General features: G+C 40.9%; 25 protein-coding genes. 19 read left to right on the top strand and 6 right to left on the bottom strand.

What is annotated here, in order from left to right:
- Positions 1 to 15: 15 nt before the first annotated feature.
- The 5 genes from V7108_RS00430 to V7108_RS00450 all read left to right on the top strand — a co-directional run bounded on the left by V7108_RS00430 (position 16) and on the right by V7108_RS00450 (position 4006).
- Positions 16 to 1002: an ABC transporter permease gene (locus V7108_RS00430; protein WP_335567064.1), complete on the top strand. Its 987-nt coding sequence runs from the start codon at positions 16 to 18 to the stop codon at positions 1000 to 1002.
- Entirely contained in the window at positions 999 to 1832 is an 834-nt protein-coding gene (locus V7108_RS00435; protein WP_335567065.1) for an ABC transporter permease, read from the top strand. Before V7108_RS00430 ends, V7108_RS00435 begins: the two co-directional genes overlap by 4 nt.
- A gap of 20 nt (positions 1833 to 1852) precedes the next feature.
- Complete coding sequence (locus V7108_RS00440; RefSeq protein WP_335567066.1) at positions 1853 to 2776, top strand: ABC transporter ATP-binding protein; 924 nt, start codon at positions 1853 to 1855, stop codon at positions 2774 to 2776.
- Positions 2766 to 3368 (top strand): ABC transporter ATP-binding protein, encoded by a 603-nt coding sequence (locus tag V7108_RS00445; RefSeq protein WP_335567067.1) that lies wholly within the window; start codon positions 2766 to 2768, stop codon positions 3366 to 3368. Before V7108_RS00440 ends, V7108_RS00445 begins: the two co-directional genes overlap by 11 nt.
- A 113-nt stretch (positions 3369 to 3481) precedes the next feature.
- Entirely contained in the window at positions 3482 to 4006 is a 525-nt protein-coding gene (locus V7108_RS00450) for a hypothetical protein (RefSeq protein WP_335567068.1), read from the top strand.
- A 44-nt stretch (positions 4007 to 4050) separates the two neighbouring features.
- Here V7108_RS00450 and V7108_RS00455 read toward each other — a convergent pair whose 3' ends face one another.
- From V7108_RS00455 to gdhA, 3 genes are all read right to left on the bottom strand, one after another.
- Positions 4051 to 4800: an anti-sigma factor gene (locus tag V7108_RS00455; protein WP_335567069.1), complete on the bottom strand. Its 750-nt coding sequence runs from the start codon at positions 4798 to 4800 to the stop codon at positions 4051 to 4053.
- Between the two features lie 2 nt (positions 4801 to 4802).
- A complete protein-coding gene (locus V7108_RS00460) occupies positions 4803 to 5369 on the bottom strand; it encodes an RNA polymerase sigma factor (protein WP_335567070.1) in 567 nt (188 codons plus the stop codon).
- 247 nt (positions 5370 to 5616) lie between these two features.
- Entirely contained in the window at positions 5617 to 6999 is a 1383-nt protein-coding gene (gene gdhA, locus V7108_RS00465) for an NADP-specific glutamate dehydrogenase (RefSeq protein WP_335508732.1), read from the bottom strand.
- A 128-nt stretch (positions 7000 to 7127) separates the two neighbouring features.
- Here gdhA and V7108_RS00470 point away from each other — a divergent pair, with 128 nt between their 5' ends.
- The gene (locus tag V7108_RS00470; RefSeq protein WP_335508734.1) at positions 7128 to 8033 is read left to right on the top strand and encodes a LysR family transcriptional regulator; all 906 of its coding nucleotides are present in this window, start codon (positions 7128 to 7130) and stop codon (positions 8031 to 8033) included.
- Between the two features lie 38 nt (positions 8034 to 8071).
- Here V7108_RS00470 and pepT read toward each other — a convergent pair whose 3' ends face one another.
- Positions 8072 to 9298, bottom strand: coding sequence for a peptidase T (gene pepT, locus V7108_RS00475; protein WP_335567071.1), 1227 nt, complete (start codon positions 9296 to 9298; stop codon positions 8072 to 8074).
- 292 nt (positions 9299 to 9590) lie between these two features.
- On the bottom strand, positions 9591 to 10550 hold the full coding sequence (locus tag V7108_RS00480) for a nuclease-related domain-containing protein (RefSeq protein WP_335567072.1): 960 nt from the start codon (positions 10548 to 10550) through the stop codon (positions 9591 to 9593).
- Positions 10551 to 10712: 162 nt separating this feature from the next.
- Between V7108_RS00480 and V7108_RS00485 the strand changes: the two genes are divergently transcribed.
- From V7108_RS00485 to V7108_RS00545, 13 genes are all read left to right on the top strand, one after another.
- Positions 10713 to 11336 (top strand): TetR/AcrR family transcriptional regulator, encoded by a 624-nt coding sequence (locus V7108_RS00485; RefSeq protein WP_335567073.1) that lies wholly within the window; start codon positions 10713 to 10715, stop codon positions 11334 to 11336.
- Positions 11337 to 11351: 15 nt separating this feature from the next.
- Entirely contained in the window at positions 11352 to 12236 is an 885-nt protein-coding gene (locus tag V7108_RS00490; protein ID WP_335508742.1) for an ABC transporter ATP-binding protein, read from the top strand.
- A 4-nt stretch (positions 12237 to 12240) separates the two neighbouring features.
- Positions 12241 to 13032, top strand: coding sequence for an ABC transporter permease subunit (locus tag V7108_RS00495; protein ID WP_335567074.1), 792 nt, complete (start codon positions 12241 to 12243; stop codon positions 13030 to 13032).
- Positions 13033 to 13055: 23 nt separating this feature from the next.
- Positions 13056 to 13856, top strand: coding sequence for an ABC transporter permease subunit (locus tag V7108_RS00500; protein ID WP_335567075.1), 801 nt, complete (start codon positions 13056 to 13058; stop codon positions 13854 to 13856).
- 62 nt (positions 13857 to 13918) lie between these two features.
- On the top strand, positions 13919 to 14269 hold the full coding sequence (locus tag V7108_RS00505; protein WP_335508951.1) for an ASCH domain-containing protein: 351 nt from the start codon (positions 13919 to 13921) through the stop codon (positions 14267 to 14269).
- Positions 14270 to 14420: 151 nt separating this feature from the next.
- Positions 14421 to 16157: an ABC transporter ATP-binding protein gene (locus V7108_RS00510; RefSeq protein WP_335567076.1), complete on the top strand. Its 1737-nt coding sequence runs from the start codon at positions 14421 to 14423 to the stop codon at positions 16155 to 16157.
- Entirely contained in the window at positions 16157 to 18019 is a 1863-nt protein-coding gene (locus V7108_RS00515) for an ABC transporter ATP-binding protein (RefSeq protein ID WP_335567077.1), read from the top strand. Before V7108_RS00510 ends, V7108_RS00515 begins: the two co-directional genes overlap by 1 nt.
- 54 nt (positions 18020 to 18073) lie before the next feature.
- Positions 18074 to 19273, top strand: coding sequence for an MFS transporter (locus V7108_RS00520; RefSeq protein WP_335567078.1), 1200 nt, complete (start codon positions 18074 to 18076; stop codon positions 19271 to 19273).
- A 296-nt stretch (positions 19274 to 19569) separates the two neighbouring features.
- Entirely contained in the window at positions 19570 to 20748 is a 1179-nt protein-coding gene (locus tag V7108_RS00525) for an ABC transporter substrate-binding protein (protein WP_335567079.1), read from the top strand.
- 85 nt (positions 20749 to 20833) lie between these two features.
- Positions 20834 to 21712, top strand: a complete 879-nt coding sequence (locus tag V7108_RS00530; protein WP_335567080.1) for a branched-chain amino acid ABC transporter permease — start codon at positions 20834 to 20836, stop codon at positions 21710 to 21712.
- 17 nt (positions 21713 to 21729) lie between these two features.
- Positions 21730 to 22683: a branched-chain amino acid ABC transporter permease gene (locus tag V7108_RS00535; RefSeq protein WP_420489151.1), complete on the top strand. Its 954-nt coding sequence runs from the start codon at positions 21730 to 21732 to the stop codon at positions 22681 to 22683.
- Complete coding sequence (locus tag V7108_RS00540) at positions 22680 to 23459, top strand: ABC transporter ATP-binding protein (RefSeq protein WP_335567081.1); 780 nt, start codon at positions 22680 to 22682, stop codon at positions 23457 to 23459. The genes V7108_RS00535 and V7108_RS00540 overlap by 4 nt, the downstream gene beginning before the upstream one ends.
- A complete protein-coding gene (locus V7108_RS00545; RefSeq protein WP_335508764.1) occupies positions 23459 to 24166 on the top strand; it encodes an ABC transporter ATP-binding protein in 708 nt (235 codons plus the stop codon). Before V7108_RS00540 ends, V7108_RS00545 begins: the two co-directional genes overlap by 1 nt.
- A 45-nt stretch (positions 24167 to 24211) precedes the next feature.
- Here the strand turns inward: V7108_RS00545 and V7108_RS00550 are convergent, their stop codons facing one another.
- Positions 24212 to 26020: a TIGR04190 family B12-binding domain/radical SAM domain protein gene (locus V7108_RS00550; RefSeq protein ID WP_335567082.1), complete on the bottom strand. Its 1809-nt coding sequence runs from the start codon at positions 26018 to 26020 to the stop codon at positions 24212 to 24214.
- Between the last annotated feature and the right edge of the window lie 441 nt (positions 26021 to 26461).

Consider the following 26461-nt stretch of genomic DNA (forward strand, 5'->3'; position numbering starts at 1 on the left):
GGGTGCGAGACAAAAATGCAAAGTATAGTCTCATTTTTAGTAAGGAAAGGCTTCAGGCTTGTTTCTCTCCTGTTCGCCATTTGTTTGATTACGTTTATATTGATCAGCCATTCACCTATCGATCCGATACAAGCCTATATTGGTGCGGATATGATGAGGGTTGGTCCTGAGCAGCGAGAGAAGATTGCGGAAAATTGGGGGCTAAATGAACCACCTGCAGAACAATTTTTCCGTTGGGGTGCCTCTGTTTTACAGGGGGACTTTGGTACGTCGATGATTTATCGACGGCCTGTCACGGATATCATTGGTGAGAAATTCCTTCACTCCCTTGCTCTCATGAGTATTGCCTGGGTCATATCGGGCGTACTGGGCTTTATCTTAGGAATTATAGCAGCAATGAAAAAAGGGAAATGGCAGGATCGGGTGATTAAAGGATATTGTTATACGTTAGCCTCGACACCAGCCTTTTGGATGGGACTGCTGGTATTAATGGTCTTTGCTGTTTGGTTAGATTGGTTTCCAATCGGAATGGGAGTTCCTGCTGGAGTTCTTGCAGAAGATGTTACCCTTCTCGACCGGATTAGGCATATCATCCTGCCTGCCTTAACCCTTAGTATCATCGGCGTCGCCAATATTGCTTTACATACGAGACAAAAGCTTATTGAGGTCCTTTCAAGTGAATATATCTTATTTGCTAAGGCAAAGGGAGAAAAGGGGATTACCCTTCTATGGAGACATGGGTTAAGGAATATTTCCTTGCCGGCGATTACGCTCCATTTTGCCGCATTTAGTGAATTATTTGGAGGTGCAGTTTTAGCCGAGCAGGTCTTTTCCTATCCAGGTTTAGGACAGGCAACGGTTGAGGCAGGACTTCGCGGGGATGTTCCACTCCTTTTAGGACTAGTCATCTTTAGCGCCATCTTTGTATTTGTTGGTAATGTAATGGCAGATCTTATTTCTTTTGTTATTGATCCAAGGATAAAGGAGAAAAGATCGCTATGAATTCAATGCTGGCATTAAATAAAAGGCAGAGGACGGTCATCATAACCACCGTGACCTCCGCTCTCTTATTAGCTATTTTAATAGGAGGTCAACTCTTAAGTAATGAAGGTATGGTAACCAATTTAGATGACCGAAACCTCCCCCCTTCACTAGCCCATCCATTTGGAACAGACTGGCTGGGGAGGGATATGCTAACCCGGACGATAAAAGGGTTGTCAATTAGTATTCTAGTCGGTCTGATAGCAGCTGCTGCCTCAGTTATAATAGCGGTAGGGTTAGGGATCATGGCTGCAACAATGGGGAAAGTCGCAGATGCCATCATTTCCTGGCTGGTTGACCTTTTTTTAAGTATCCCGCATTTGGTGATGCTGATTTTAATCTCTTTTGTACTAGGCGGAGGTATGAAAGGGGTTGTGATTGGTTTAGCACTCACCCACTGGCCAAGCTTAACAAGGGTGATACGGGCCGAGGTCATGCAGTTACAAAGTGCTGAGTTTGTTCAAAGTTCAAAAAGGCTTGGAAAATCAAGGTGGTTTATTGCAGTCCATCATATCCTTCCTCATCTGTTACCACAGTTCTTAGTCGGCTTGTTTTTGCTGTTTCCTCACGCAATTCTGCATGAGGCGGCAGTAACATTTTTAGGTATGGGTCTATCACCGCATCAACCCGCTATCGGGATTATCCTCTCCGAATCCATGCGTTACTTGTCAACAGGCATGTGGTGGCTGGCATTTTTCCCAGGATTAAGTTTACTTTTGGTGGTACGTGCCTTCGATTTAGTAGGGGATCGACTGCGATCATTAACAGACCCAGGTCGTGCCAATGAATAAGACAAGGGGTGAAAGGGATTATGGCAATTCTTGAGGTCCGTGATCTGTCTATCTCCTTTTCTCATTATTCAAAAGGATTAAGACAGGAAAAGAATCAAGTGATTCATAACTTAAATGTTTCCATAAATAAAGGTGAGATTGTTGCGGTTGTAGGCTCGAGCGGTTCGGGGAAAAGCCTATTAGCACATGCGATTCTTGGGATTTTACCAGGAAATGCGGCAATGACAGGCAGTGTTTTCTTCAATGGTCAGGTCCTGGACGAAGAAAAGCTGGCAAATTTACGTGGTCATGAGATAGTACTCGTTCCGCAATCCGTTAAGTTTTTAGACCCGCTCATGAAAATAGGTTCACAGGTGCAAACTTCGGTTAGAAAGCAAAATGCAGTTACGGCACAAAAGAGAATTTTTGAAAAATATAAATTACACCCGCTTGTAGAAAAATTATTTCCCTTCCAGTTATCAGGTGGAATGGCAAGACGTGTACTCGTCTCAATGGCAGTTGTAAGTGAAGCAAGCGTAATTATTGCTGATGAACCAACACCAGGCCTTGATTCAGAAGTCATCAAGGAAGCGGAACGCTCTTTTAGGGAGTTGGCCGATAATGGCAGTGCAGTGATGGTTATTACGCATGATATTGATTTTGCTTTAAAAATTGCAGATAAAATTGCCGTTTTTTACGCTGGAACAGTTGTTGAAATTGCACCTGTCAGAGACTTTTTCGGCACGGGTAAGAACCTTAGGCACCCTTATACAAAGGCATTATGGAGAGCCCTCCCCCAGAATGAATTCATTCCGATTAAAGGGTCACAGCCGCTCCCTCATGATTTACCGAATGGCTGTCCTTTCGCCCCTAGATGTGAAATTGCCACCTCAGAGTGTTCGAAGGAGCTGCCTGCTGAAAAAATGATTCGAGACGGAATGGTTAGGTGTTTGCATGCAACTTAAAGCGATAGATGTTGGTTTTGGTTATCAGAAAAATAGTTGGACGTTTCGTAACCTGCAGTTGGCGATCGGAAAAGGAGAAATTGTCGGATTGGTCGGACCAAGCGGTGCTGGGAAAACAACGTTTGGGAGGATTCTTGCGGGGTATGAAAAGCCATTAGAAGGGATGGTAACGCTGAATGACTCTCCCCTGCCAACAACTGGTTATCATCCTGTTCAGCTTGTGTTTCAACACCCTGAAAAAGCTGTAAATCCTAAATGGAGAATGCTGAAAATTCTTCACGAGGGTTGGGATCCAGATGATGAATTACTAGAAAGATTAGGGATTGAAAAAGAATGGCTGCACCGCTGGCCTAACGAGCTATCAGGCGGAGAACTGCAGCGCTTCTGCGTAGCAAGAGCACTTGGTCCGAAGACCCAATTTCTCATAGCGGATGAGATGACGACGATGCTGGATTCGATTACACAAGCCCAAATTTGGCAGGTTGTCCTAGATATCGCTCAAAAACGGAATATTGGAATTCTCGTGATCAGTCATGAAGCACCACTTATCGAAAGACTTTGCAGTAGAATTGTTGATATTTCAAATAACTAGGCGACTTTTAATTCCTTTCTAAAAAAAAACTGAATTTCCTCAAACCGATTGATCAAACTCTACGTTTCCTTTTGTGTAAGGACAAATATGGAAATTAAAGGAGTTGACAGGCAATGAAATTACGTTTAAAGGTTTTTATCGGGGTGTCGATCATTTCAATGTTTTTATTTGGAGGGATGGTTTCAGCAGCAACCGATTTTACACAGTTTGGATTTGATCGGGTTGTAGCAGAAAAGCACGTTAAGCTTGGGAAATCAACAAAAATCAGCCATAGCGGAATAAAAATAGAGATACCAGAAGGTGCCTTTGAGCATGAGGTCCTATTTCAAGTACTAGAGGGCAATGATAGAAAATTTCAAGCTAATGCTCCGACAGGAGAAAAGGTAATTATGAATTTTGCTTTTCGTGTCATCGATTTGGAAACAAATGAAATCCTAGGAGCATTTAAAAAACCGGTAATGTTTAGTTATAAGGATAAGGATGTGAATAAAGGCAGTATTTACTATAATGTGAAAACAGATGGTTCATTTGTAAATAATAATGCAGCATCGATTATCAACGGGAAAACTTTATCACATCCAGTGGGTGGAGCCCCGGTTGGCTGGGTCATTACATCGCCTAAATGGCATGATAATTAAAATAATAAATGCCCGTGATTCTTCACGAATCATGGGCATTTTCATTATGTTCCAAGTACTTTCTGTCCGCGAGGCTGGATACCGTTCGCATCTGGTTCAAGAGATATCCCGATGGCTTCAAATGCTGTTTCAGCTTCTTTTAACTCATATTGTAGAAAGCCATTCCCCTGTGCGTCTACACGGAATACTCCTGCACTGCTTCTTTTACCCTTATGAATGAGCCAAACCTGATAGGCTTCTGTTCCTTTCGTTCCATCAAGACCTTGAACCTGGAAAACCAGTTGTTTTTTGTCACCTAGCTGATAAAGCCATGCCTTTCCTTCCTTAGTGTTATTTGACGGATCAGCGGATTTTAAATTGAAAACTTGGATCACCTCAGCTGGAAATAGCGGTGTATTCGTTAGCTCCTTCAGTTGATTCCGAAGTATCAAATTGTTCCAAGTAGCACCTACTAAGGCTAGAAAGATTAGGGCTGCAGCCCACCGATAAAGCTGAAATCGATTTATCTTATTTACTACGCTGCTTACTTCTTTTGGTGTTGTCGTTTCTTCGGTGCCTTTTTCTTCTCGAAAAATACTATTCATGACAGCTTCTTTTAAATCGGCGGGTACTTCTACATTATCTAATTTGGTTGGAATCATATTCCATGCCTCCTGAAGCTCTTCCAAAATAATCCGACAAGAAGAACAGGTTAAAAGATGGTCTTCAATCATGTTTTTTTCCTCTTTTGTGACTTCACCAATTAAATAAGCGACCAATTCATCAGAAAATGAACAGCTATTTTGGGTGCTCATTTTTATTCCCCCATCTCTAAAACTAAGTGACTTCTTAATATTTTAAGTGTTTGATGTAGACGGCTCTTAATGGTTCCAATGGGTTCCTTGTTCATTTCCGCAATTTCACGAAGAGTATACCCTTCCCAGTATAAGCATTGAATAAGTTCAATTTGGCTTTTTGATAAATACTGATATGCTTTTTGAACCTGATCACGGATAAGTTTTCGTGAGACAATTTCCTCTGGACCATTTGAAGGATTATCAGCAATGTATTCTAGTTGACCAGTGGTAATGGAGGTAAGGGTGTTATCCCGCTTTTCCTTTCGATGGTAATCAATGGTGATGTTTCGAGTAATCGTAAGGAGCCAATTAACAAATTGCCCTTTTTCCGGGTTGTACCCATTTTTCGTTGTCCAAATCCGGGTAAACACTAATTGTACAATGACGCGTGTTTTTTCTTGGTCTCTTGTTGATTTTAAAATAAAGGAATAGACAAGCTTAATGTAACGATCATAAAGCTCTTCAAGTGCTGGACGGTGTTGTGCCTTAATTAATACCATTAATTCAGCATCAGTCTTATTTTGCATGATCTAGTCCCCCTTTTCATTCTTAATCTCTATAAGTAAACGAAATAAATAGAAGATCGGTTTGTAACATCATACAAGGCTGGAAGAAATATATTCTTCGTTTTTCTTTTATTAAAGCTATAATTAAGAGTAGTGTTTCCCTTTTAGTCGGAGCAGTGATGGAATCGCGGATGGGTTGAGGGTAATTGGCTGAAAAAAGCGGCATAAAAATAAGGGGTACCTCAATTTTGAGGTGACCCCTTTATTTTTAGATTACACCCTGTGCAATCATTGCGTCTGCTACTTTTAGGAAACCAGCGATATTGGCACCGACAACAAGGTTGCCAGGATAGCCATATTCATCCGCTGCTTTCATACTGTTACGATAGATGTTAGTCATGATTTCATGTAGCTTCGCATCAACTTCTTCAAATGTCCATGCTAATCTTTGGCTATTTTGAGCCATTTCTAGAGCAGAAACCGCTACACCGCCGGCATTTGCAGCTTTCCCTGGTGCAAACAGGATATCACTTTCTAAAAATATTTCAACAGCCTCAAGTGTAGATGGCATGTTTGCACCTTCACCAACAGCCTTTACTCCGTTTGAAACAAGGACTTTTGCTGCTGATTCATCAATTTCATTTTGAGTAGCGCAAGGTAGAGCAATGTCACAAGGAATGGACCAGATACCGCTGCAGCCTTCGAAATACTCGGCTTCTGGGTGCTCAAGAACATATTCACTGATTCTTTTTCTTTCTACTTCTTTTATGCGTTTAACAGTGTCAAGCTTAATACCGCTTGGGTCATATATATATCCGTTTGAATCGCTGCAGGCAACAACCGTTGCACCAAATTGGAGTGCTTTTTCCATCGCATAGATTGAAACATTTCCTGAACCGGAAACGACTACGGTGCTTCCTTCAAAGCTTAAACCTTGGTCAGCTAACATTTCCTGAACAAAGTAAACTGTTCCATAGCCAGTTGCCTCAGTACGTGCCAAGCTTCCGCCATAGCCAAGTCCTTTACCTGTTAACACACCTGCTTCATAGGCACCGCGAATTCTTTTGTATTGTCCAAACATATAGCCAATTTCTCTAGCGCCTACTCCGATATCCCCTGCAGGTACATCGACATCAGGGCCGATATGTCGGTAAAGTTCGGTCATGAAGCTTTGCGTAAAGCGCATGATTTCTGCGTCTGACTTGCCTTTAGGATCAAAATCAGCTCCGCCTTTACCGCCTCCGATAGGCTGGCCGGTTAATGAATTTTTAAAAGTTTGCTCAAAGCCCAAGAATTTAATAATGCTGGCATTAACCGATGGGTGGAAGCGTAAACCGCCTTTATATGGACCGATTGCACTGTTATACTGTACACGGAAGCCGCGATTTACTTGAGGCTTCCCGTTATCATCTACCCAAGGAACTCGAAAGGAAATGACTCTTTCAGGTTCAACAATTCTTTCTAGGATACTTTGTTCCATGTATTTAGGATGTTTAACAAAAACAGGAATAAGTGAGTCGAAAATTTCCCTAACCGCTTGTTGATACTCGGATTCATAAGGATTGCGGATCATTACTGTATTGAACACTTCATTTACATATTGAAGTGCTTCACTTTGATTATCTTGTTTCAGTTGCTCGATTGTTTTCATTGCAACCCCTCCAAATTTTTTAAATTATTAGATTATCGAATAAGGTTATTTTATAATTAAATAATAATCTAAACAATCTTGATTATAGATAAAATCCATCTCACAATGAGATGAATCGAGGTGAGTACGTGGAATTACGCCAAATTCAATATTTTATGGAAGTTGCAAAGCGTGAGCATGTAACGGAAGCCGCATTAGAGCTGCATGTAGCCCAATCCGCTGTTAGCCGGCAGATTTTTAATTTAGAACAAGAGCTAGGTGTCGACTTGTTTATTCGGGAAGGGCGAAATGTCAAGCTGACACGAATCGGACAGATATTTTTAGAACATATGGAACAAGCCATGAAGGTAATAGATGAAGCGCAACGGGAAATTGAGGAATACTTAGACCCGCTGAAAGGTACGATACGCATAGGATTTCCGACGAGCCTTGCTTCTTATACACTTCCAACCACCATTTCTGCTTTTCGTGAGCACTACCCTCAAGTGAAATTTCAATTAAAACAAGGCTCATATAAAGAGTTAATTGAAGGTGTCAACCATGGCGAATATGATATGGCATTAATTGGTCCTGTACCAAAACATGAGAAGCACCTGACCGGCACAACCCTTTTTACAGAAAAAATTGTTGCCTTACTGCCTTTAAGTCACCCTCTATCCGACAGGAATTCAATAAAATTAAGCGAATTGCGTGAGGAATCCTTTGTACTGTTTCCAAAGGGATTTGTTTTACGGGAAATCATTGTCAATGCCTGTGAACAGCTAGCATTTCAACCCAATGTGTCATTTGAAGGGGAAGATATTGACTCGATAAAAGGATTGGTATCAGCAGGGCTCGGAATCACGTTAATCCCTGAAATCACACTAGTTGAGGGAATCCCGAGGTCTACTGTTAAGGTTCCGATTACGGAGCCTGATGTCACCCGTACGGTCGGTGTCATTATTCATAAGGAACGGAAAATGCTCCCTACGGTTAAGCTTTTCTATGACTTTCTCAAGGATTTCTTCTCGATTCTGGACCGTTACCAGAGATAAAAAGAAGCCAACCTTAATCGGTTAGCTTCTTTTTTTGATTATGCTTTTTGTTCAGTCAGTTTCGTAATTTCGATAATCGTGTTGGTGGCTTTGATCATGTTATCGACGGATATAAACTCATACTTGCCGTGGAAATTCTCCCCGCCTGTAAAGATATTTGGTGTTGGCAGTCCCATATAGGATAGCTGGGAACCATCCGTACCGCCGCGGATTGGTTTGATCAGCGGTTTAATATCAAGGTTCTCCATTGCCTGCTGGGCAATGTCAACAATCTCCATGACAGGTTTGATTTTTTCACCCATATTGTAGTATTGGTCTTTCATGTCTAGTTGGATAGTTTCCTTGCCGTATTTTTCATTTAGTTGATTAACGATTGTTTGGATGGTCGTTTTTCTGTTTTCAAAGATCTCTTTGTCATGGTCGCGGATGATATAATACAGCTTCGTCTGCTCGACATCACCGTTAAAAGAAATCAAGTGATAGAACCCTTCGTATCCTTCTGTATGTTCCGGTGCTTCTAAAGCGGGCAGCTGGCTATGTAATTCCATGGCGATTTTCATTGAATTTACCATTTTGTCTTTGGCTGAACCCGGATGGATATTGGTTCCTTTAATGGTAATTTTGGCTGCGGCCGCATTAAAGCTTTCATATTCCAGCTCCCCAAGCGGCCCGCCGTCAACGGTGTAGGCATACTTGGCATTGAAGGCTTTGACGTCAAATTTATGCGGGCCTCGGCCAATTTCCTCATCCGGCGTGAACGCAACGCGGACCTTGCCATGTTTGATTTCAGGATGCTGGATAAGGTAAGCCATTGCGGTCATGATTTCGGCGATTCCTGCCTTATTATCAGCACCGAGAAGTGTTGTGCCATCCGTAGTGATAAGCGTATGCCCTTTATAGCTTGGCAGTGCAGGGAAATCCTTTGTCGACATGGTGACAGTTGGGTTTAGGGTGATGTCGCTGCCATCATAGTTTTCTACGATTTGCGGGTTTACATTTTTTCCGGTAAAGTCAGTGGCCGTGTCGACGTGCGCTAGGAATCCAATCGTTGGCACCTCTTTATCCGTATTAGACGGTAACGTCGCCATCACATAACCATTTTCATCAATCGTAACTTCCTGCATTCCAATCGACTTTAACTCCTCCACCAACATATTGGCTAATGTGAGTTGGCCCGGTGTAGAAGGACAGTTTTCATTACTCTCATTCGACTGCGTATCCACCTTCACATAGGAAGTAAATCGTTCAATCATCTCATTCTTCACGTATGCAGCACTCCCTTTTGATTTTTTACAACCTTATAATAGCATTTTATGGGGGTGGGCGGAAATTTGTATGAGGGGTGGTTTGGTTGGATGGGTTTAGGTGGTTGGGAATTAGTTGCTTATGACTGAAAATAGTTGCGGATGACTGGTAATAGTTGCGGATAACTGGAAGTAGTTGCGGATAACTGGAAGTAGTTGCGGATGGCAGAAAATAGTTGCGGATGGCAGAAAATAGTTGCGGATGGCAGGAAATAGTTGCGGATAGCTGAGAATAGTTGCGGATGACCACAAATTAGTTGCGGATGATACTCCTTAAATCTATAGAATAGGTCCTGTCCCGGTAGGATCCCTGGCTTTTAAGATTCATACTTTGCAATATTCGATTTGCGGTGTATTTATCCTTAATATTCAGAAACTCACGACACTCCCGATTGGTAATAGTCCTCTTCACCACCAAAAACCACTCCACTAGAGTCCCACGATGTGCAAGATGATTATTCACCTTACAAAATGGACAGTGCCACGTCCTAGGCTTTTTAACCATCCCTATTTTCCCACATGATTCACACCGCACCCCTGGTTGAACATCACGTAACGGGATTTGATAAGATTCAAAAATAGGCTTCGGTATGTAGGTATGATGATTTCTCAGTAATTCAGAGGATAGCCAGTTAAAAGTAGACGTATCAAGGCTCTTTCCTTCTTGTGGAAGACTTTTGATAAACGGTGGGATCATGTTTGGAAATAATATCTTGGTAGTAGCAGGGGGAATTTCCACATGTTGCTTGGGATAGGCTAATACAATGGCACCATAAAGCGGAAAATCAATATTTCGCTGCGACAACCAGGCTGACATAAGCTCAATATTCCTCTCTAATTGTTCAACTGGACTTTCGTAATACTTTATTTGTCCGTCTTCCCGCTTTTGAATAAGCTGTGGTGGATTATCCCTGAATTCTAAACTGCCTGCTAAATTTTTGGTTTCTAAAATTACACCATAATTGGGTGTTTTTAAAAGATGATCAATTTGAAAGTAACTGTCTGAAGAGAGAGATAAATCGTGGAATATGTTATTTTTGAATGGAAATCGATACCGGTTAAGAACTTCTGATACTTGTTGCTCGCCCCCAATCCCTGCTTCAATCATAGATTGTTTTGAAGCAATTACAGAAATCATTGGATGATTCGCAGTTAACCTGCTCTGGGCAGCCATTAATCCTTTTAACGTAAGTGAGTCAGATCTTTCTTTCATTTTTCACCTCCACAAGTATCCTAGCACAACCCCTCCTCTAAATATATAACCTTCATAATTTTGTAAAAAATATAACTTATCCACCATTGACCAGTGTAGTCAATGGGAGTACACTGTGATTGACTACACTGGTCAACGCACGTGATGAAAGGGGGCTGCTAATTGTTTTCGAAGTTTTTTAACCTGGAAAAGGAAAAACAAGATCGAATTATAAATGCAGCAATAAAGGAATTTGCCCAGAAGGGATATGACAATGCCTCAACCAATGAAATCGTTAAGGAAGCAGGTATTTCAAAGGGACTTCTTTTCCATTATTTTAAAAACAAAAAGCAGTTATTCTTCTTTCTGTTTGACTATTGCTACAACGTGGTTGCGGATGAATTTTATCAAAAAGTTGATTTAACCGAAAGAGACTTTTTTAAAAGAATTCGCCAAGCTGTGAAAATAAAAATGAATCTGCAAAGTGCATACCCTGAAATCTTAACCTTTATCCAAGAGGCGTTTATGCAGGATTCTGCTGAAATAAAAGTAGAGTTTGATAAAAAGAAACAAGAACTGAATGCAATTAACACAGAAATCATCTTCGAGGGGATTGATTTGTCAAAGTTTAGAGACGATCTCGATGTTAAGAAAGTCTTGAAGATTATTTCGTGGACCTTTGAAAAAATGAGTGATGAAGAGCTTGCCAAGGCAAAACAATCACCTGGACATCAAATCGATTACCAAAACGTCTATAAAGAAGCTGAAGAATATTTTGAGATTTTAACAAAATGTTTTTATAAATGATAGGGGGCTGTGACGATGAATGTGATTGAGATTAAGAATCTAACAAAGACGTACGGCACATCAAGAGGAATCAGCAATGTCAGCTTTCAAGTTGAAGAAGGGGAGATTTTTGGTTTTATCGGGCCAAATGGTGCCGGGAAATCAACGACCATAAGAACCCTCCTCTCACTTATTTACCCTACCAGCGGCAGTGCGACGATTTTTGGTAAAGATTCCGTTCAATTTGCTCCGGAAATTAAAAAGGAAATTGGTTATTTACCTTCTGAAGTTTTTTACTATGACAATATGAAAGTAAAGGATCTATTAAACTATTCAGCTAGTTTTTATAAAAAAGATTGCCGTAAGAGAATAAAGGAATTGGCTGAAATCATGGATTTAGACCTCAGTAAAAAAATTGACGACCTTTCACTGGGAAATAAAAAGAAGGTCGGAATTGTTCAAGGTCTGCTCCACTCACCAAAACTGATTATACTGGACGAACCAACAAGCGGACTAGATCCGTTGATGCAGCAGAAATTCTTTGAATTGCTCGAAGAGGAGAACAAAAAAGGTGCCACGATCCTCTTATCCTCTCATATCTTATCCGAAGTTCAACGGCTATGTAATCGGGTTGCGATCATTAAAGAAGGACAGATTGTTACCGTTGAGAAGATAAGCACCCTAAAAGAAAACACCTATAAAAAGTTCAAAATAGAAACAAAAGCGGAGCTGGACTCGGATTACTTCAACCTAACCGGAGTAAATAAATTAGAGGTGAAAAACAGCGTAACAAGTTTTTTATTTAAAGGGAATATTAACGACGTTATGAAAAAAATTGCTGCAATTGATATTACGAATCTATGGATTGAAGAGCCGGACCTTGAGGAGATTTTTATGCACTACTACGAAAAGGAGGCCTAATGCCATGAATATTTTGTTGCATGAATTGAGGGCGTACCGAAAGTCGACTATCATTTGGACGATATCTCTGGTGGGCATTGCGGCGCTGTTTATGTCATTTTTCCCTTCCTTTACAAAGGATACAGAGGAATTTACAAAGCTGCTTGAAGGGTATCCTGCGGCACTCCGAGAAGCATTTGGGATTAATCTTGAAAATTTCTTTTCCATTCTTGGTTTCTACTGCTATGGGCTATCGTTTGTTACACTCTGCGGCAGTATCCAGGCTATGAATCTAGGTACTAGCATTGTCAGCAAGGAAGTCAGAGAAAAAACAGCTGATTTCCTGCTGACTAAGCCTGTAACCCGTACAATAGTTTTGTCGAATAAATTATTGGCGGCACTGATTTCCATTATACTAACGAATATTATATATATCGGGGCTGCAATCCTGCTCGCCTTCCAGGTAACAACAGAGGATTTTAGTATTGAAACATTTATCCTGCTTTCCCTGACCGTGTTTCTTGTACAGCTAATTTTTCTAGCAATAGGAATATTTATTTCAGTCGTCGTTCCAAAGATTAAATCGGTGTTGACGGTGTCACTCGCGACTGTTTTTGCCTTTTACTTTTTGGGGATGTTCAGTTCTGGTGATGAAGGAAAACGATATCTTTCTCCATTTAAATATTTTGACACTGCCTACATTATGGATAATTCAGGCTATGAAGCTTCCTTTTTGGCAGCAGGAGCAGTTGTGATCGTGACAGCGATCGTGGCAAGTTATTATATTTATGCCAAAAAGGATATTCACTGTGTTTAACATGTCCTAAGGAGAGTGATGGAATGATGAATATTTTTTTAAAAGAAATGAGCGCTCATCGAAAGTCCCTGATATTTTGGAGCATTGGTGTTTTTCTTATGGTTGCGTCGGGGATGGTGAAATATGAGAGTTTAGCTTCCTCTGGCCAGCCCATGAATGAAATGCTGGCTGGAATGCCAAAATCACTGCTCGCTGTCTTAGGAATCGGCGAATTTGATATTTCAACAGCAGCTGGTTATTATGGCCTTCTATTTATCTATTTGTTACTAATGGCAACCATCCATGCGGCAATGCTGGGAGCAACAATGATTTCAAAAGAAGAGCGGGATAAAACGTCGGAGTTTTTATTTGTAAAGCCTGTTTCTAGGAATCAAATTATTACAGCAAAATTGCTGGCAGCATTCGTAAATATCCTCCTTTTAAATCTAGTTACCTTGCTATCATCACTTGTATTGGTCGGAAAATACAGCAACGGTGAAGTGGTTTCCGGTGATATAGCCATCACCATGGCAGGTATGTTTATTTTACAAACATTGTTTCTAGTAATAGGTACTTCGCTTGCTGCAGTAATAAAGAAATCCAAAAGATCTGCTTCCATGGCAACTGGGATTCTTTTGCTTACGTATGTGATTTCGGTGGCGATTGATTTAAATGAGCATTTCGAAGGGTTGAAATACCTTACTCCATTTAAATATTTTGAAGCAAAAAATCTGATGCTTGGAGAAGGGTTTGAGTTAATCTTTGTTATTCTGTCTGTTGGATTGATTGCAGGACTTACCGTTATAACCTTTGTCTTTTTTAAAAAAAGAGATTTAAATGTGTAAGAAGTTTTAATAATGTAGTGATAGTGTTAAAATGGTAAAAACTGAATTGGTATAAGGAGGAAATTACTATGCAAAATGAAAACAATACACTGCCGCCAAAAACTTGCTCGATTGAAAGATTGGTTACGATGGAATCGGATGTTAAAAAGGTGCTCGCAGGAGAAAAGACTGCTACACGCCGGAATGGCAGATATGCCGATCCAGGAGAGATCATGACGCTTGAAGGACGTCAATTTGTCGTGGAGCGTGTCTATTCGCAAAGCTTGGGGGAATTGACGGATGATGACGCACGCCGCGAGGGCTACCCTACGGTTGAAGAGTATAAGCAATCGATTCTTGCCTACCACCCTGGAATGCCTTGGCTTCCGCAAATGCGTGTTTGGGTCCATGAATTTCGCCCTGTCCAAGAATAAGAAAAAGTATGGGTTCTATTCATAGGACTCATACTTTTTTTGCTATAATAGCCTTATTATCGTTTAAATCGGCTTTAGAATTTTAACAACAATTCTTAACATAACAGCCTTATCAAAAGATTTCCAAACAAATGTCGGGGTGAAAGGATTTATGGGGTTTTTGGCAAAATACATAAGAAAATATTGGAAGTCTTTTAGTTTAGCAGTTTTATTTTTAACCTTTGAAGCCATTAGTGATTTGTTAATGCCAACAATTATGGCGAAAATCATTGATGTCGGTGTTGCAGGGAGAGACTTGGATTATGTGTTGAAAATGGGCGGTGTCATGCTCCTGATCACGTTGTTTGGTGCCGTTTCTGCCTCGATTAGAAGTATCCTTGCCAGCACGGTTTCCCAAAGCTTCGGTGCGGAGTTAAGGTCTGATTTGTTTAGAAAAATTCAAACCTTATCGTTCAAAAATATTGACCGCTTTGAGCGTGCTTCCTTAATTACGAGATTGACCAATGATGTGACACAGATTCAAGTTTTTGCAAACGGTTTAATGCGTATTTTTGTTAAATCCCCGCTATTAGCCATTGGGGGCTTAATCATGGCAACGCGGTTAAATATCCATTTATCGGTTGTGTTGGCAGTAGTGGTTCCCATTGTTGCTGTTTTTATTGTTCTAAATTTACGGCTTGGCTTCCCTCGATTTGCGAAGGTTCAGAATGCGCTCGATCGAGTTAACAGTGTGATGCGTGAATATTTATCTGGCGTGCGTGTGGTGAAGGCGTTCAACCGCTTTGATGTCGAGGTCGGCAAATTTGACTATGCAAATGAAGAATTTAAAAAGCAATCGATAGCCGCTACAAGGCTGATGGCGGTGTTCAGCCCTGCGATTATGCTTACAGTCAACCTTGGGATTGTCGCCGTTCTCTGGATTGGCGGCTTTGGCGTTTCCAATGGCAATGTTCAAGTTGGACATATAATTGCCTTTATTAACTACATGACCCAAATTCTTTTTTCTTTAATGATGATTTCTATGGTCTTTAATATGTTTGTTCGTGCAAAAACGTCAGCTGTAAGGGTGAGTGAAGTATTTGCGCTGGAGGATGACCTCACATGGAATGAAGAAGGATCCCTCCTCCCTCTTGAAAAAGAAAAAGGAAGGATTGAATTTAATCATGTCTTTTTTTCCTATGAAGGAACAAGTGGTGAACCCGTATTAAAAGATATAAACCTTACATTTCTGCCGGGAGAAACCATTGGTATTATTGGCTCGACAGGCTCGGGGAAAAGTACATTGGTGGGGCTGATACCACGCTTTTACGATGTGAGTGCGGGAAGTATAAAAGTGAATGGTGAGGACATTCACCTTGTTGACCCTAAAGTGCTTCGAGACAAGATTGCCTTCGTCCCGCAGAAAACGATTCTTTTTACCGGGAGTGTGGAGGAGAACATAAAATGGGGGAAAGAGGACGCCTCAATAGAAGAAGTTGAAAGAGCAGCAAAGATTGCTGGAGCACACGACTTTATCAGCGCTTCCCCTGAAGGGTATCAAACAAGAATTGGTCAGGGCGGGGTAAATTTTTCCGGAGGTCAAAAGCAGCGATTGTCGATTGCCAGGGCTTTGGTCAAAAACCCGCAAATTTTAATTTTAGACGATAGCACCAGCGCTGTTGATGTTACCACGGAGGCCAGAATAAAAGCTGGACTAAAAGAATATGCACAAGGACTAACCTGTCTCCTCATTGCTCAGCGGATTACCTCAATTATGGACGCGGATAGAATTGTTGTCATGGACCACGGGGAAATCGTTGGAATGGGGAAACATGAGGAATTATTAAGAGACTGTAAGGTTTACCAGGAAATCTATCAATCCCAAGTTGGTAAGGAGATGGCGCTCTAATGTCAGTACAATCAAATCAAGCACGTAATACGCCACCTCCAATATCGATTCCGGGAAGGCCGATGGGAGGCGGCCATCGCCGAGGAGGACCGGTTGTAAAACCAAAGAATTTTAAAGAGACGATCCGAAGGTTATGGCATTATTTTGGCAATGAAAGAAAGATGCTTAGTCTTGTCTTTATCTTTATTCTTTTTAGCTCAGCATTAGCTTTGCTCTCTCCCTTTTTAATAGGAAAAGCAATTGATGCCATTGGTTTGGATAAAAAGGTTGATTTTCAATTCCTTGAACTGATGGTGCTGATTTTAATAATAGCTTTTATACTAGATGGTGCACTAGCCCTTTTGCAGGGCTGGTTAATGGCGGGTGTCTCGCAGCGGATTGTGAAAAGATTGCGCAACGCCCTTTTTGTTAAGCTGCAAAAGCTTCCTGTCGCTTTTTTTGACAAACGGACACATGGAGAATTAATGAGCCGGCTTTCAAATGATATCGATAATGTCAGCAATACGATTTCACAATCGACGACTCAGCTAATGTCAGGAGTTATTGTTATTATCGGTTCATTTATTATGATGTTAATACTGAGTCCGATTTTGACGGTGGCAAGCCTGCTTACGGTGCCCCTTGTCTTTTTATTAACCCGCACGATTGCAAAAAGGACGAGTGTTTATTTTAAAGCACAGCAAATTGAGCTGGGAAAATTGAATGGTCAAATTGAGGAAACCATCTCGGGTATTGAAGTCGTAAAAGCTTTTAATCATGAAGAAAAAGCTATCAATGAATTTGAGGATGTTAATCAGCGGCTGCGTGAGGTTGGCCTTAAGGCGCAAATTTGGTCCGGTTTTCTCATGCCGATTATGAACGTGATCAATAATTTGGGCTTTGCAATTGTGGCAGTCACCGGAGGTTTTCTTGCGGTCGAAGGCATGATTACGGTAGGTGCAATTGCGAGCTTTATTACCTATTCACGGCAATTTGTCCGGCCTCTTAACGACCTCGCAAATATTTTTAATATGCTGCAGTCAGGTGTAGCAGGAGCAGAACGGGTTTTTGAGATACTGGACGAGCAAGAGGAACCCGGTGATTTGAACAACGCGGTGGTTTTAGACAAGCCAAAAGGTCATGTGGTGTTTGAAAATGTCAGCTTTGGCTATAGCGGCGATGTACCGATATTAAAAAATGTCAGTTTTGAAGCTGAAATTGGCAGCAGTACGGCACTAGTAGGGCCTACGGGAGCAGGGAAAACGACGATTGTTAATCTGTTGACGAGATTCTATGATGTGACGGAAGGCAGGATTTTGTTAGATGGACATGATATAAGAGAATATACTCGGGACAGCTTAAGGAGCTGTTTTGGCTTTGTCCTTCAGGATACCTATCTTTTTTCAGGTACCATTAAGGAAAATATTAAGTACGGCAAGCCTTCGGCAAGTGATGTGGAAGTAATCCATGCCGCTAGGATGGCGAATGCCGACCCCTTTATCAGGCGGCTGCCCCATCAATATGAAACGCTTCTATCCGAAAACGGCGGTAACCTGAGTCAGGGGCAGCGTCAGCTGATTGCGATTGCCAGAGTAATCCTAGCAAAACCTGCCGTGCTGATTTTAGATGAGGCAACAAGCAGTATTGACACCCGCACAGAGCTTCATATTCAAGAGGCATTGCTCTCTTTAATGGAGGGAAGAACGAGTTTTATCATTGCCCATCGTTTGAATACCATCCGTGATGCAGATACCATCATGGTCATTGATAATGGGGAAATTGTGGAAAATGGAAGTCATAGTGAACTTATGAATAAACAAGGTAGGTACTATAGCATGTTTTTTAACCAATTTAGTAATGTTGAAACGGCAGTTGATAAATAAACAGTTTCCATTAGGGGATAATGAAAACATGGGTACTCTTGAAGGAGGCTGGTTATGAAAAAAGAAATTTCAAACCGGAAATTGCTTTGGGTTTCGGGTACAGGATGGATGTTTGATGCAATGGATGTGGGGATGCTTTCCTTCATTATTGCGGCTTTAAGTGTTGAGTGGAACTTAAACGCTGAGCAAATGGGCTGGATCGGAAGTATTCAATCGATCGGGATGGCCGTTGGAGCTTTGGTTTTTGGTTTAATGGCTGACAGAGTTGGCCGGAAAAATGTATTTATTATTACTTTATTAATGTTTTCTATTGGAAGCGGAATTTCTGCATTTGCTACCTCGATTACTGTTTTTCTTATACTAAGATTTTTTATCGGGATGGGTCTTGGCGGTGAGCTTCCGGTCGCATCGACACTCGTTGCTGAAAGCGTACCTGCTGAAAAACGAGGACAAATCGTGGTTTTACTAGAAAGCTTTTGGGCGGCTGGGTGGTTGATTGCTGCCGTTATATCTTATTTTATTATCCCAAAGTTTGGCTGGTCAGTCGCTTTGCTTATTAGCGCAACGCCGGCAATATATGCTTTATATTTACGAATGAGTCTACCGGATTCACCGAAATTTGAAGCGATTAAAGAGAAGGAGAAGACTTCTGCCTTTCAAAGTATCGCTAATCTATGGTCGAGTGAGTATCGTCGGCGAACAACGATGTTGTGGATTGTTTGGTTTTTTGTGGTTTTCTCCTACTATGGCATGTTCTTATGGCTGCCAAGCGTGATGGTATTGAAAGGTTTCTCCTTAATTAAAAGCTTTGGGTATGTGTTGATTATGACTCTTGCCCAACTGCCAGGTTATTTTACTGCAGCATGGTGTATTGAGAGATTTGGACGGAAATTTGTTTTGTCTGTCTATTTAATTGGAACGGCTATTAGTGCTCTATTATTTGGAAATGCAGAGTCAACGGCAATGCTAATCACAGCTGGAGTTCTGTTATCCTTCTTTAACTTGGGGGCATGGGGCGGATTATATGCCTATACACCAGAACAATATCCTACTGTTATCCGCGGAACGGGTTCAGGATCAGCAGCCGCATTTGGCCGCTTAGGAGGGGTGCTTGGACCATTATTAGTCGGGTATTTGGTAGGGCAAAATACTTCAATTTCCACGATATTTACGATCTTTTGTATATCCGTTTTCATAGCTGCTTTAGCGGTTATCTTTTTAGGAAAAGAAACAAAAAATAAAGTATTAGTATAATGTTTAGCTGAGAGAGATTTCCAATGGGAATTTCTCTTTTGTTTTTTAATACAGTATGGTTTTAGTCCTTTAGTCGGGTAAATTCTATTAAACTCCGCTTAAATACTATGTGGATAGTAGGAAGTTAAAGAATAAAAAATATTTTCAGAATTATGGCAAAATAGCACAGATAAAGACTAGACGGAAAGAAAATTATTATGTACAATTGTTTTCAGAATATTATCTTTTTTTGGACATCTCAGGTATATACAACATGTATAAAAGAGAAATTTTATTCGAAAATAGGGGGTATAGACGTGAGAAAGAAGAAATTAGCAGGTATTTTTATGTCGTTCATGATGGCGGCAGGTATGTTAGCCGGCTGTGGCGGCGCATCCAGTACAAGCGGTGAAAAAGACGGTGAAACCATTAAGATTGGTGCCAACCTTGAGCTTTCTGGCGGGGTAGCATCCTATGGCCAATCAATTAAAGAAGGTGTCGATTTGGCACTTGAAGAAATCAACAAGGAAGGCATTGATGGCAAGAAATTGGAACTTGTTACATTTGATAATAAATCAGATGCAGCTGAGGCAACAAGCGGTACGACGAAGCTAATCAGCCAAGATAAGGTATCAGCCATAATCGGTGCGGCTACTAGTACGAATACATTAGCACAAGTTCAAATTGCGCAGAAAAACAAAATTCCATTATTGACACCAACCGGAACCAATCCGACGATTACAAATAAAGAGGGCGTGCTTAACGACTTTGTTTTCCGTACTTGCTTCATCGACCCATTCCAAGGGACGGTAGCAGCTAACTTTGCTTCAAAGGACCTTAAGGTGAAAAATGCAGCAATCATTATCGACAGCTCGAGTGATTATGCAAAAGGACTAGCGGCTGCTTTCCAAGAGAGATTTGAAGCAAATGGCGGAAAAGTCATCAAGGAAGAAGCTTATATTGCAAAAGATACAGACTTTAATGCGATTTTAACAAATATTAAATCTGCAAATCCTGATTTCATCTTCCTTCCAGGATATTATGAAGAAGCTGGTCTAATCATTAAACAAGCTCGTGCCCTTGGTATAGAAGCTCCAATTATGGGCGGCGATGGCTGGGATTCTCCTAAACTAGTAGAAATCGCGGGTGCTGATCCATTAAACAACACATTCATTACGAACCACTATTCTTCTGGTGATTCTGATCCAAAGGTTCAAGATTTCGTTAAAGCATTTGAAGCGAAATATAATGGTAAATCTCCTGATGCGTTCAATGCATTAGGATATGATTCACTTTACTTCCTTGCGGATGCAATTAAGCGTGCGGGAAGCGGTGATCCTGAGAAAATTCAAAAGGCACTTGCTGAAACAGATGGTCTTGAATTAGTATCTGGAAAAATGAAGCTTGATAAAAACCATGATCCAATCAAATCTGCTGTAATCCTTGAATATAATGGCGGAAAGCAAGAATTTAATACGAAAGTAGATCCAGAATAAAATAATAAACAAAAAGAATAGGGAGCCATTTTGTCTCCCTATTCCTATTTAAATAATATTTTCCTAATTTTAGGGGGAACTAGACATGGAATTTTTACAACAGCTAGTAAACGGGGTGTCATTGGGCAGTATTTATGCGTTAATAGCCCTTGGTTATACAATGGTCTATGGAATTGTAAAATTAATTAACTTTGCCCATGGAGATGTCTTCATGATCGGTGCATTTATTGGTTTTTATTCGATTACAATTTTAGATTTAGGATTTTTCCCTTCCTTGCTTATTTCCATGGCAGCTTGTTCGATTTTAGGGGTTCTTATTGAGAGAATTGCCTATAAACCATTGCGAAATGCCACTAGGATTGCAGCATTGATTACCGCAATCGGAGTATCCTTACTGATTGAATATGGTGTCATTTATGTCCGCGGTGCACAGCCTGAGGCTTATCCTGGAGATCTGATTCCGGCCAAAAGCTTAGAATTTCTTGGAGTAAATGTGAGTAGTCAGTCTGTATTGATTTTAGGTACATCAGTTGTACTGATGATTTTACTGCAATTTATTGTACATAAAACAAAGATTGGAAAAGCAATGCGTGCCGTATCCCACGATATGGATGCAGCAAGACTGATGGGAATTAACGTAAACAATACAATTTCGGCTACCTTTGCCATTGGTTCAGCTCTAGCAGGTGCAGCTGGTGTTGCATTTGGTATGTACTATACAAAAATTGAGCCATTAATGGGAATTATCCCTGGACTTAAAGCATTCGTTGCTGCTGTACTAGGCGGTATTGGAATTATTCCAGGGGCAATGGTTGGTGGATTGTTATTGGGCGTCATTGAGTCACTAGTGAGTGCGGCAGGTTTCTCTCTATGGCGTGATGGTGTAGCGTTCGTTGTCTTAATCCTAATTTTGATTTTCCGTCCAGCCGGTCTATTCGGCAAAAATGTACGGGAAAAAGTGTAAGGGGGGACGAAGTTGCAATGGAAATTCTCAGGGATTCAAAAGGTTTTTGGTCATCAATCGTAGTAGCCATTGTTTTTGGTGTAGTCATGCAATTTTTAATTACCGGAGAAATTATTAATTTTTTCTATGTGAACACTCTGTATTTTATTGGGATTAACATTATTCTTGCTGCGAGCTTGCATTTGATTATTGGTATTACCGGACAGTTTTCAATTGGACATGCCGGCTTCCTTGCAGTGGGTGCTTATGCCTCTGCGATTATTACGATGAAATTGGAGCTTCCCTTCTCGTTGGGTATCGTTGCGGGCGGATTGGCTGCTGCGATTGCTGGTTTAATTATTGGAATTCCTACCCTTCGGCTAAAAGGAGATTACCTAGCAATTGCCACACTTGGATTTGGTGAAATTGTTCGGATTGTCTTTTTGAATATTGATTATGTTGGCGGGGCGAGCGGAATGACTGTTACCCAGTTAACTACTTGGCCATGGATATTTGGCAGTATCCTGCTTACCGTTCTGGTAATAAGAAACTTTACGAATTCAACACATGGACGGGCTTGTATTTCTGTCAGAGAAAATGAAATTGCCGCTGATGCCATGGGAATCAACACTACGTATTATAAGGTCGTTGCCTTTGCCATTGGTGCGTTTTTTGCTGGAGTGGCTGGTGCCTTATATGCGCACAACTTTTTCATTATCCAGCCGACAAACTTCGGTTTCTTAAAATCTTTCGATATATTAATCTTTGTGGTGCTTGGTGGATTAGGAAGTCTTTCAGGGGCGGTACTGTCAGCCATCCTGCTCACAATTGTTTCAACCTTCCTGCAAAGCTATCCTGAACTGCGAATGATTATTTATAGTTTAGTGTTGATCTTCATGATGCTTTACCGTCCACAAGGAATAATGGGAACAAGAGAATTGACCTCATTGTTTACGTTTGGAAGATCAGCAAAAGGTGGTGTTCCACGATGATAGCAAACACACCATTGCTTAAAGTAGAAAATGCTGGAATCAGGTTTGGCGGATTAAAGGCCGTTTCAGACGTGAACCTTGAATTAAGACAAGGAGAATTGGTGGGATTGATTGGACCAAATGGCGCCGGGAAGACAACGTTTTTTAATTTGTTAACTGGAGTTTACGTTCCTACTGAAGGCAGTATTGAATTAGACGGGGATAGATTAAATGGATTAGCACCCTATAAGATTACAAAAAAGGGGATCAGCCGGACCTTCCAAAATATTCGTTTGTTCAATGAATTATCGGTTCTTGATAATGTAAAAGTTGCCTATCATTCCTTAGCGAAGCATTCCATTATGAGTTCAATCCTCCGCCTTCCTAAGCACTTTTCAGAAGAAAAGTATATGGAGGAAAAAGCGGTAGAATTTTTAAAGATTTTTAATTTAGATAGTGTGATGCATGAAACCGCGAAGAATCTGCCGTACGGGCAGCAGCGCCGTTTAGAGATTGCTAGAGCATTAGCAGCCAATCCGAAACTATTGCTTCTGGATGAACCTGCGGCAGGGATGAATCCGCAGGAAACAGAAGAACTAATGAATTTAATTGCACTTATTCGTAAGAAGTTTGATCTAACGATACTTTTGATTGAGCATGATATGCTCCTCGTAATGGGTGTATGTGAGCGAATTTATGTACTTGACCACGGTCAGCTGATAGCGGATGGGACTCCCGAGCAAATCAGAAATAATCCAAAAGTCATCGAGGCGTATCTTGGGGAGGAGGTTTCTTAATGCTGAAAATCGAAGATATCAATGTCTACTATGGTAATATTCATGCCCTAAAGGGTGTTTCTCTTGAAATCAATGAAGGGGAAATTGTTACCTTGATTGGAGCAAATGGTGCCGGGAAAAGTACATTATTAAAAACGATTTCTGGATTACTTAAGCCTAAAAATGGTTCTATCTTGTTTGAAGGACAGTCAATTTCAGGCAAGGTAGCTCAAGCGATTGTAAAACAAGGTCTTTCCCATGTCCCTGAGGGGCGCCGTGTGTTTGCCAATATGTCTGTAGAAGAGAACCTTGAGTTAGGGGCTTATTTACGTAAAGATAAACAGGGAATTAAGGAGGACTTCGAAAAGGTCTATAACCTGTTCCCAAGGCTGTTAGAGCGGCGTAAGCAGCTGTCTGGTACGTTGTCAGGCGGAGAGCAGCAAATGCTTGCCATGGGGCGCGCGTTAATGGCACGGCCGAAGCTCTTGCTATTGGATGAGCCTTCTATGGGCCTTGCTCCCCTTTTAGTAAAAACAATTTTTAGGATTATTGAAGAAATCAATCAGACAGGCACGACGATTCTGCTGGTAGAACAAAACGCAAACATGGCGTTATCGATTGCGGACCGTGCCTATGTGATTGAAACAGGAAAAATCGTCCTATCCGGTTCTTCCAGCGAGTTAAATCAAAGCGATCAGATAAGAATGGCGTACCTTGGCGGACATTAATAGCGGTAAAAAGACGTGTGAGGCCGACCTCACACGTCTTCTATGTTATATTTTTGCTTTCTCTTTTTGTGTTTCTAATTTAAATTGATGACGAAGTTTTGGCTGAAGTGCATGTTTGACCTTTTGTACATACTCTTCATACAGTTGTTCTAAACCAACTAATGCCAGCGAGAAGAAGTTTGCATAATTCTTTTGTACTTCCCACTTTAATTCGTTCTTTCCGCAAATACTGTATTTATTTAATTCTTCTATTTCTTTTTGGAGTTTTGATAATTCCACTTGCTGCTCAGCTTCTGGTAGAGAGAGAACATAATCAATTTTCTCAATGTAGTTTTGCGATTTTGCGATTTTCCCCTCAATTTCTTCGTAGCCAGCTTGATCTATCAGATCGTACTTTAATTTAAATTCGTTTAACTTTTGAGCAGAATCATACGTTGATTTTACAATATCATCACGGGTCATTTGTGTCGTCTCATAGCTGAGCATATGCTTCCACGATGGCTGGGTGATCGCCTTGCGGTGGTCCTCAAGCGTATGACAGAACTTCTTAAAGCCGTGCAGTTCAGGATTTTCAAACGCAGGGCTTGCAGGATCGAGGAATGGTGCGAGCGGCGCTACAAAGTAGAAAAGTCTAGGGTCCTGATTGCAGGCAAGATGGATTTCTTCACAGAAATCAATGTTTTCTAGCGCGCTTTGGTATGTCTGGCTGGGAATACCTGTCATGAAGAATAAATCGATTTTCTTTGCACCATGCTTTAAAGCGAAAGTAAGTGTTTCGATTACTTTAGGATTTGTACAATTAAACTTCCCGTTATAGCGTCTGATTTTTTCATCATGGGTTTCAAGGGTAATTTCAATACTGTATTTTGGACAGCTTTCATTCATCATCTTGAAGAATTCTTCCCCTGCATATTGGAATAATTCAAAGACGATCTCATTTTTAAGATTAAGTTCTTTAAGACGGCTGAAAAACTCCTTTACATACTCCCGGCCTCCCTGGCGAAGGTCATGGAGGATAAAGATGGGTGCGCGGCTGAAACGGGAAATAAATTGGATGTCTTCGATTAGCTTTTCAGGTGATCGTAACGCAAGTGAACTTCTGCCGCAGTTTTGATCATAGGCATCTTTTGAGCCGCCGCAGATGAGACAGTTTTGCGAACAGCCTCTTGCTGTAAGCAGCGCTGTATTCGGATATTGCAGCCAGCCATTGTATGGCAGCGGGTCTAGGAAATTTCGATATTTAAACACAGAGCGGATGGTATAGCGATAGCCCGGTACATCAATATCATCTAAATCCTTTGGTACATAGGTGAGAGGATTATAGCCAATTTCAGTTCCTTTTTTCCAGGTTAAGTTAGGAATGTCAGCATAGTGAGTATTTCCGAGCTCTAATTTATTCATTAACAGTAGTGTTAACTTCTCAGTTGAGTCACCACGTAAAACGAAATCAATAAATGGATATTCAATTAACTCTTTATGATAATAGGTGGCGGATAAACCTCCAAATAAAACCGGTGTATCTGGGTGGAGCTTTTTTACGATTTTTGCTAATTCAATACTGCCATGAGCATGTGGCAGCCAGTGCAGGTCGATTCCAAACATACGAGCTTTGATTTTCTTAAGCTTCTTTTCGACATCAAATTTTTCACTCATCAACATCCTGTTTGCAATGTTGATAATTTTTACCCGCAGTCCAAATCGTTCTAAATAGTCAGCAATACTGGTTAAGCCGATTGGATACATTTCAAATACTGGTGAAGACGGTACAACATCGCTAATGGGGCCTGCCAGCAGGGAATTTTTTCTAAAGTCATAAACACTTGGCGCGTGTAAAAGGACTAAATCATATTTCATATAAGCCACCCTTTTCATTTTTCTAAAATTTATAGTAGTTATTGTGAATGTTTTCACATATATTCTTGGATTTAATTGTGGCAGAGCGATAAACTGGATAAATGTTTATCGTATACATTTCTGTAAGTATTTTCTAACTACTTTTATTTTACTATAATGATGGTTTGATAGAGTGACAAACGGGTGACAACAATGTGGAGATTCCGTGGAATTCGTAATGGCAGCCATCTTTTAACCCAATGATATTTCCAGCATAAAGTATAGGGAAATATATTAAAGGAGGAATATGTCCGTGAATGAATATGATAATCCCGAATATTACGGAATGTCACCGATTCAAGAACAGAGTCAGCTGCCTCGATTTGGCGGAGGGCAGCAAGGGATGCCGCCGTTTGGCGGAGGGCAGCAAGGAATGCCGCCGTTTGGCGGGGGGCAGCAAGG

Source organism: Neobacillus vireti (genome assembly GCF_036962345.1).
Lineage (GTDB): Bacteria > Bacillota > Bacilli > Bacillales > Cytobacillaceae > Neobacillus > Neobacillus vireti_A.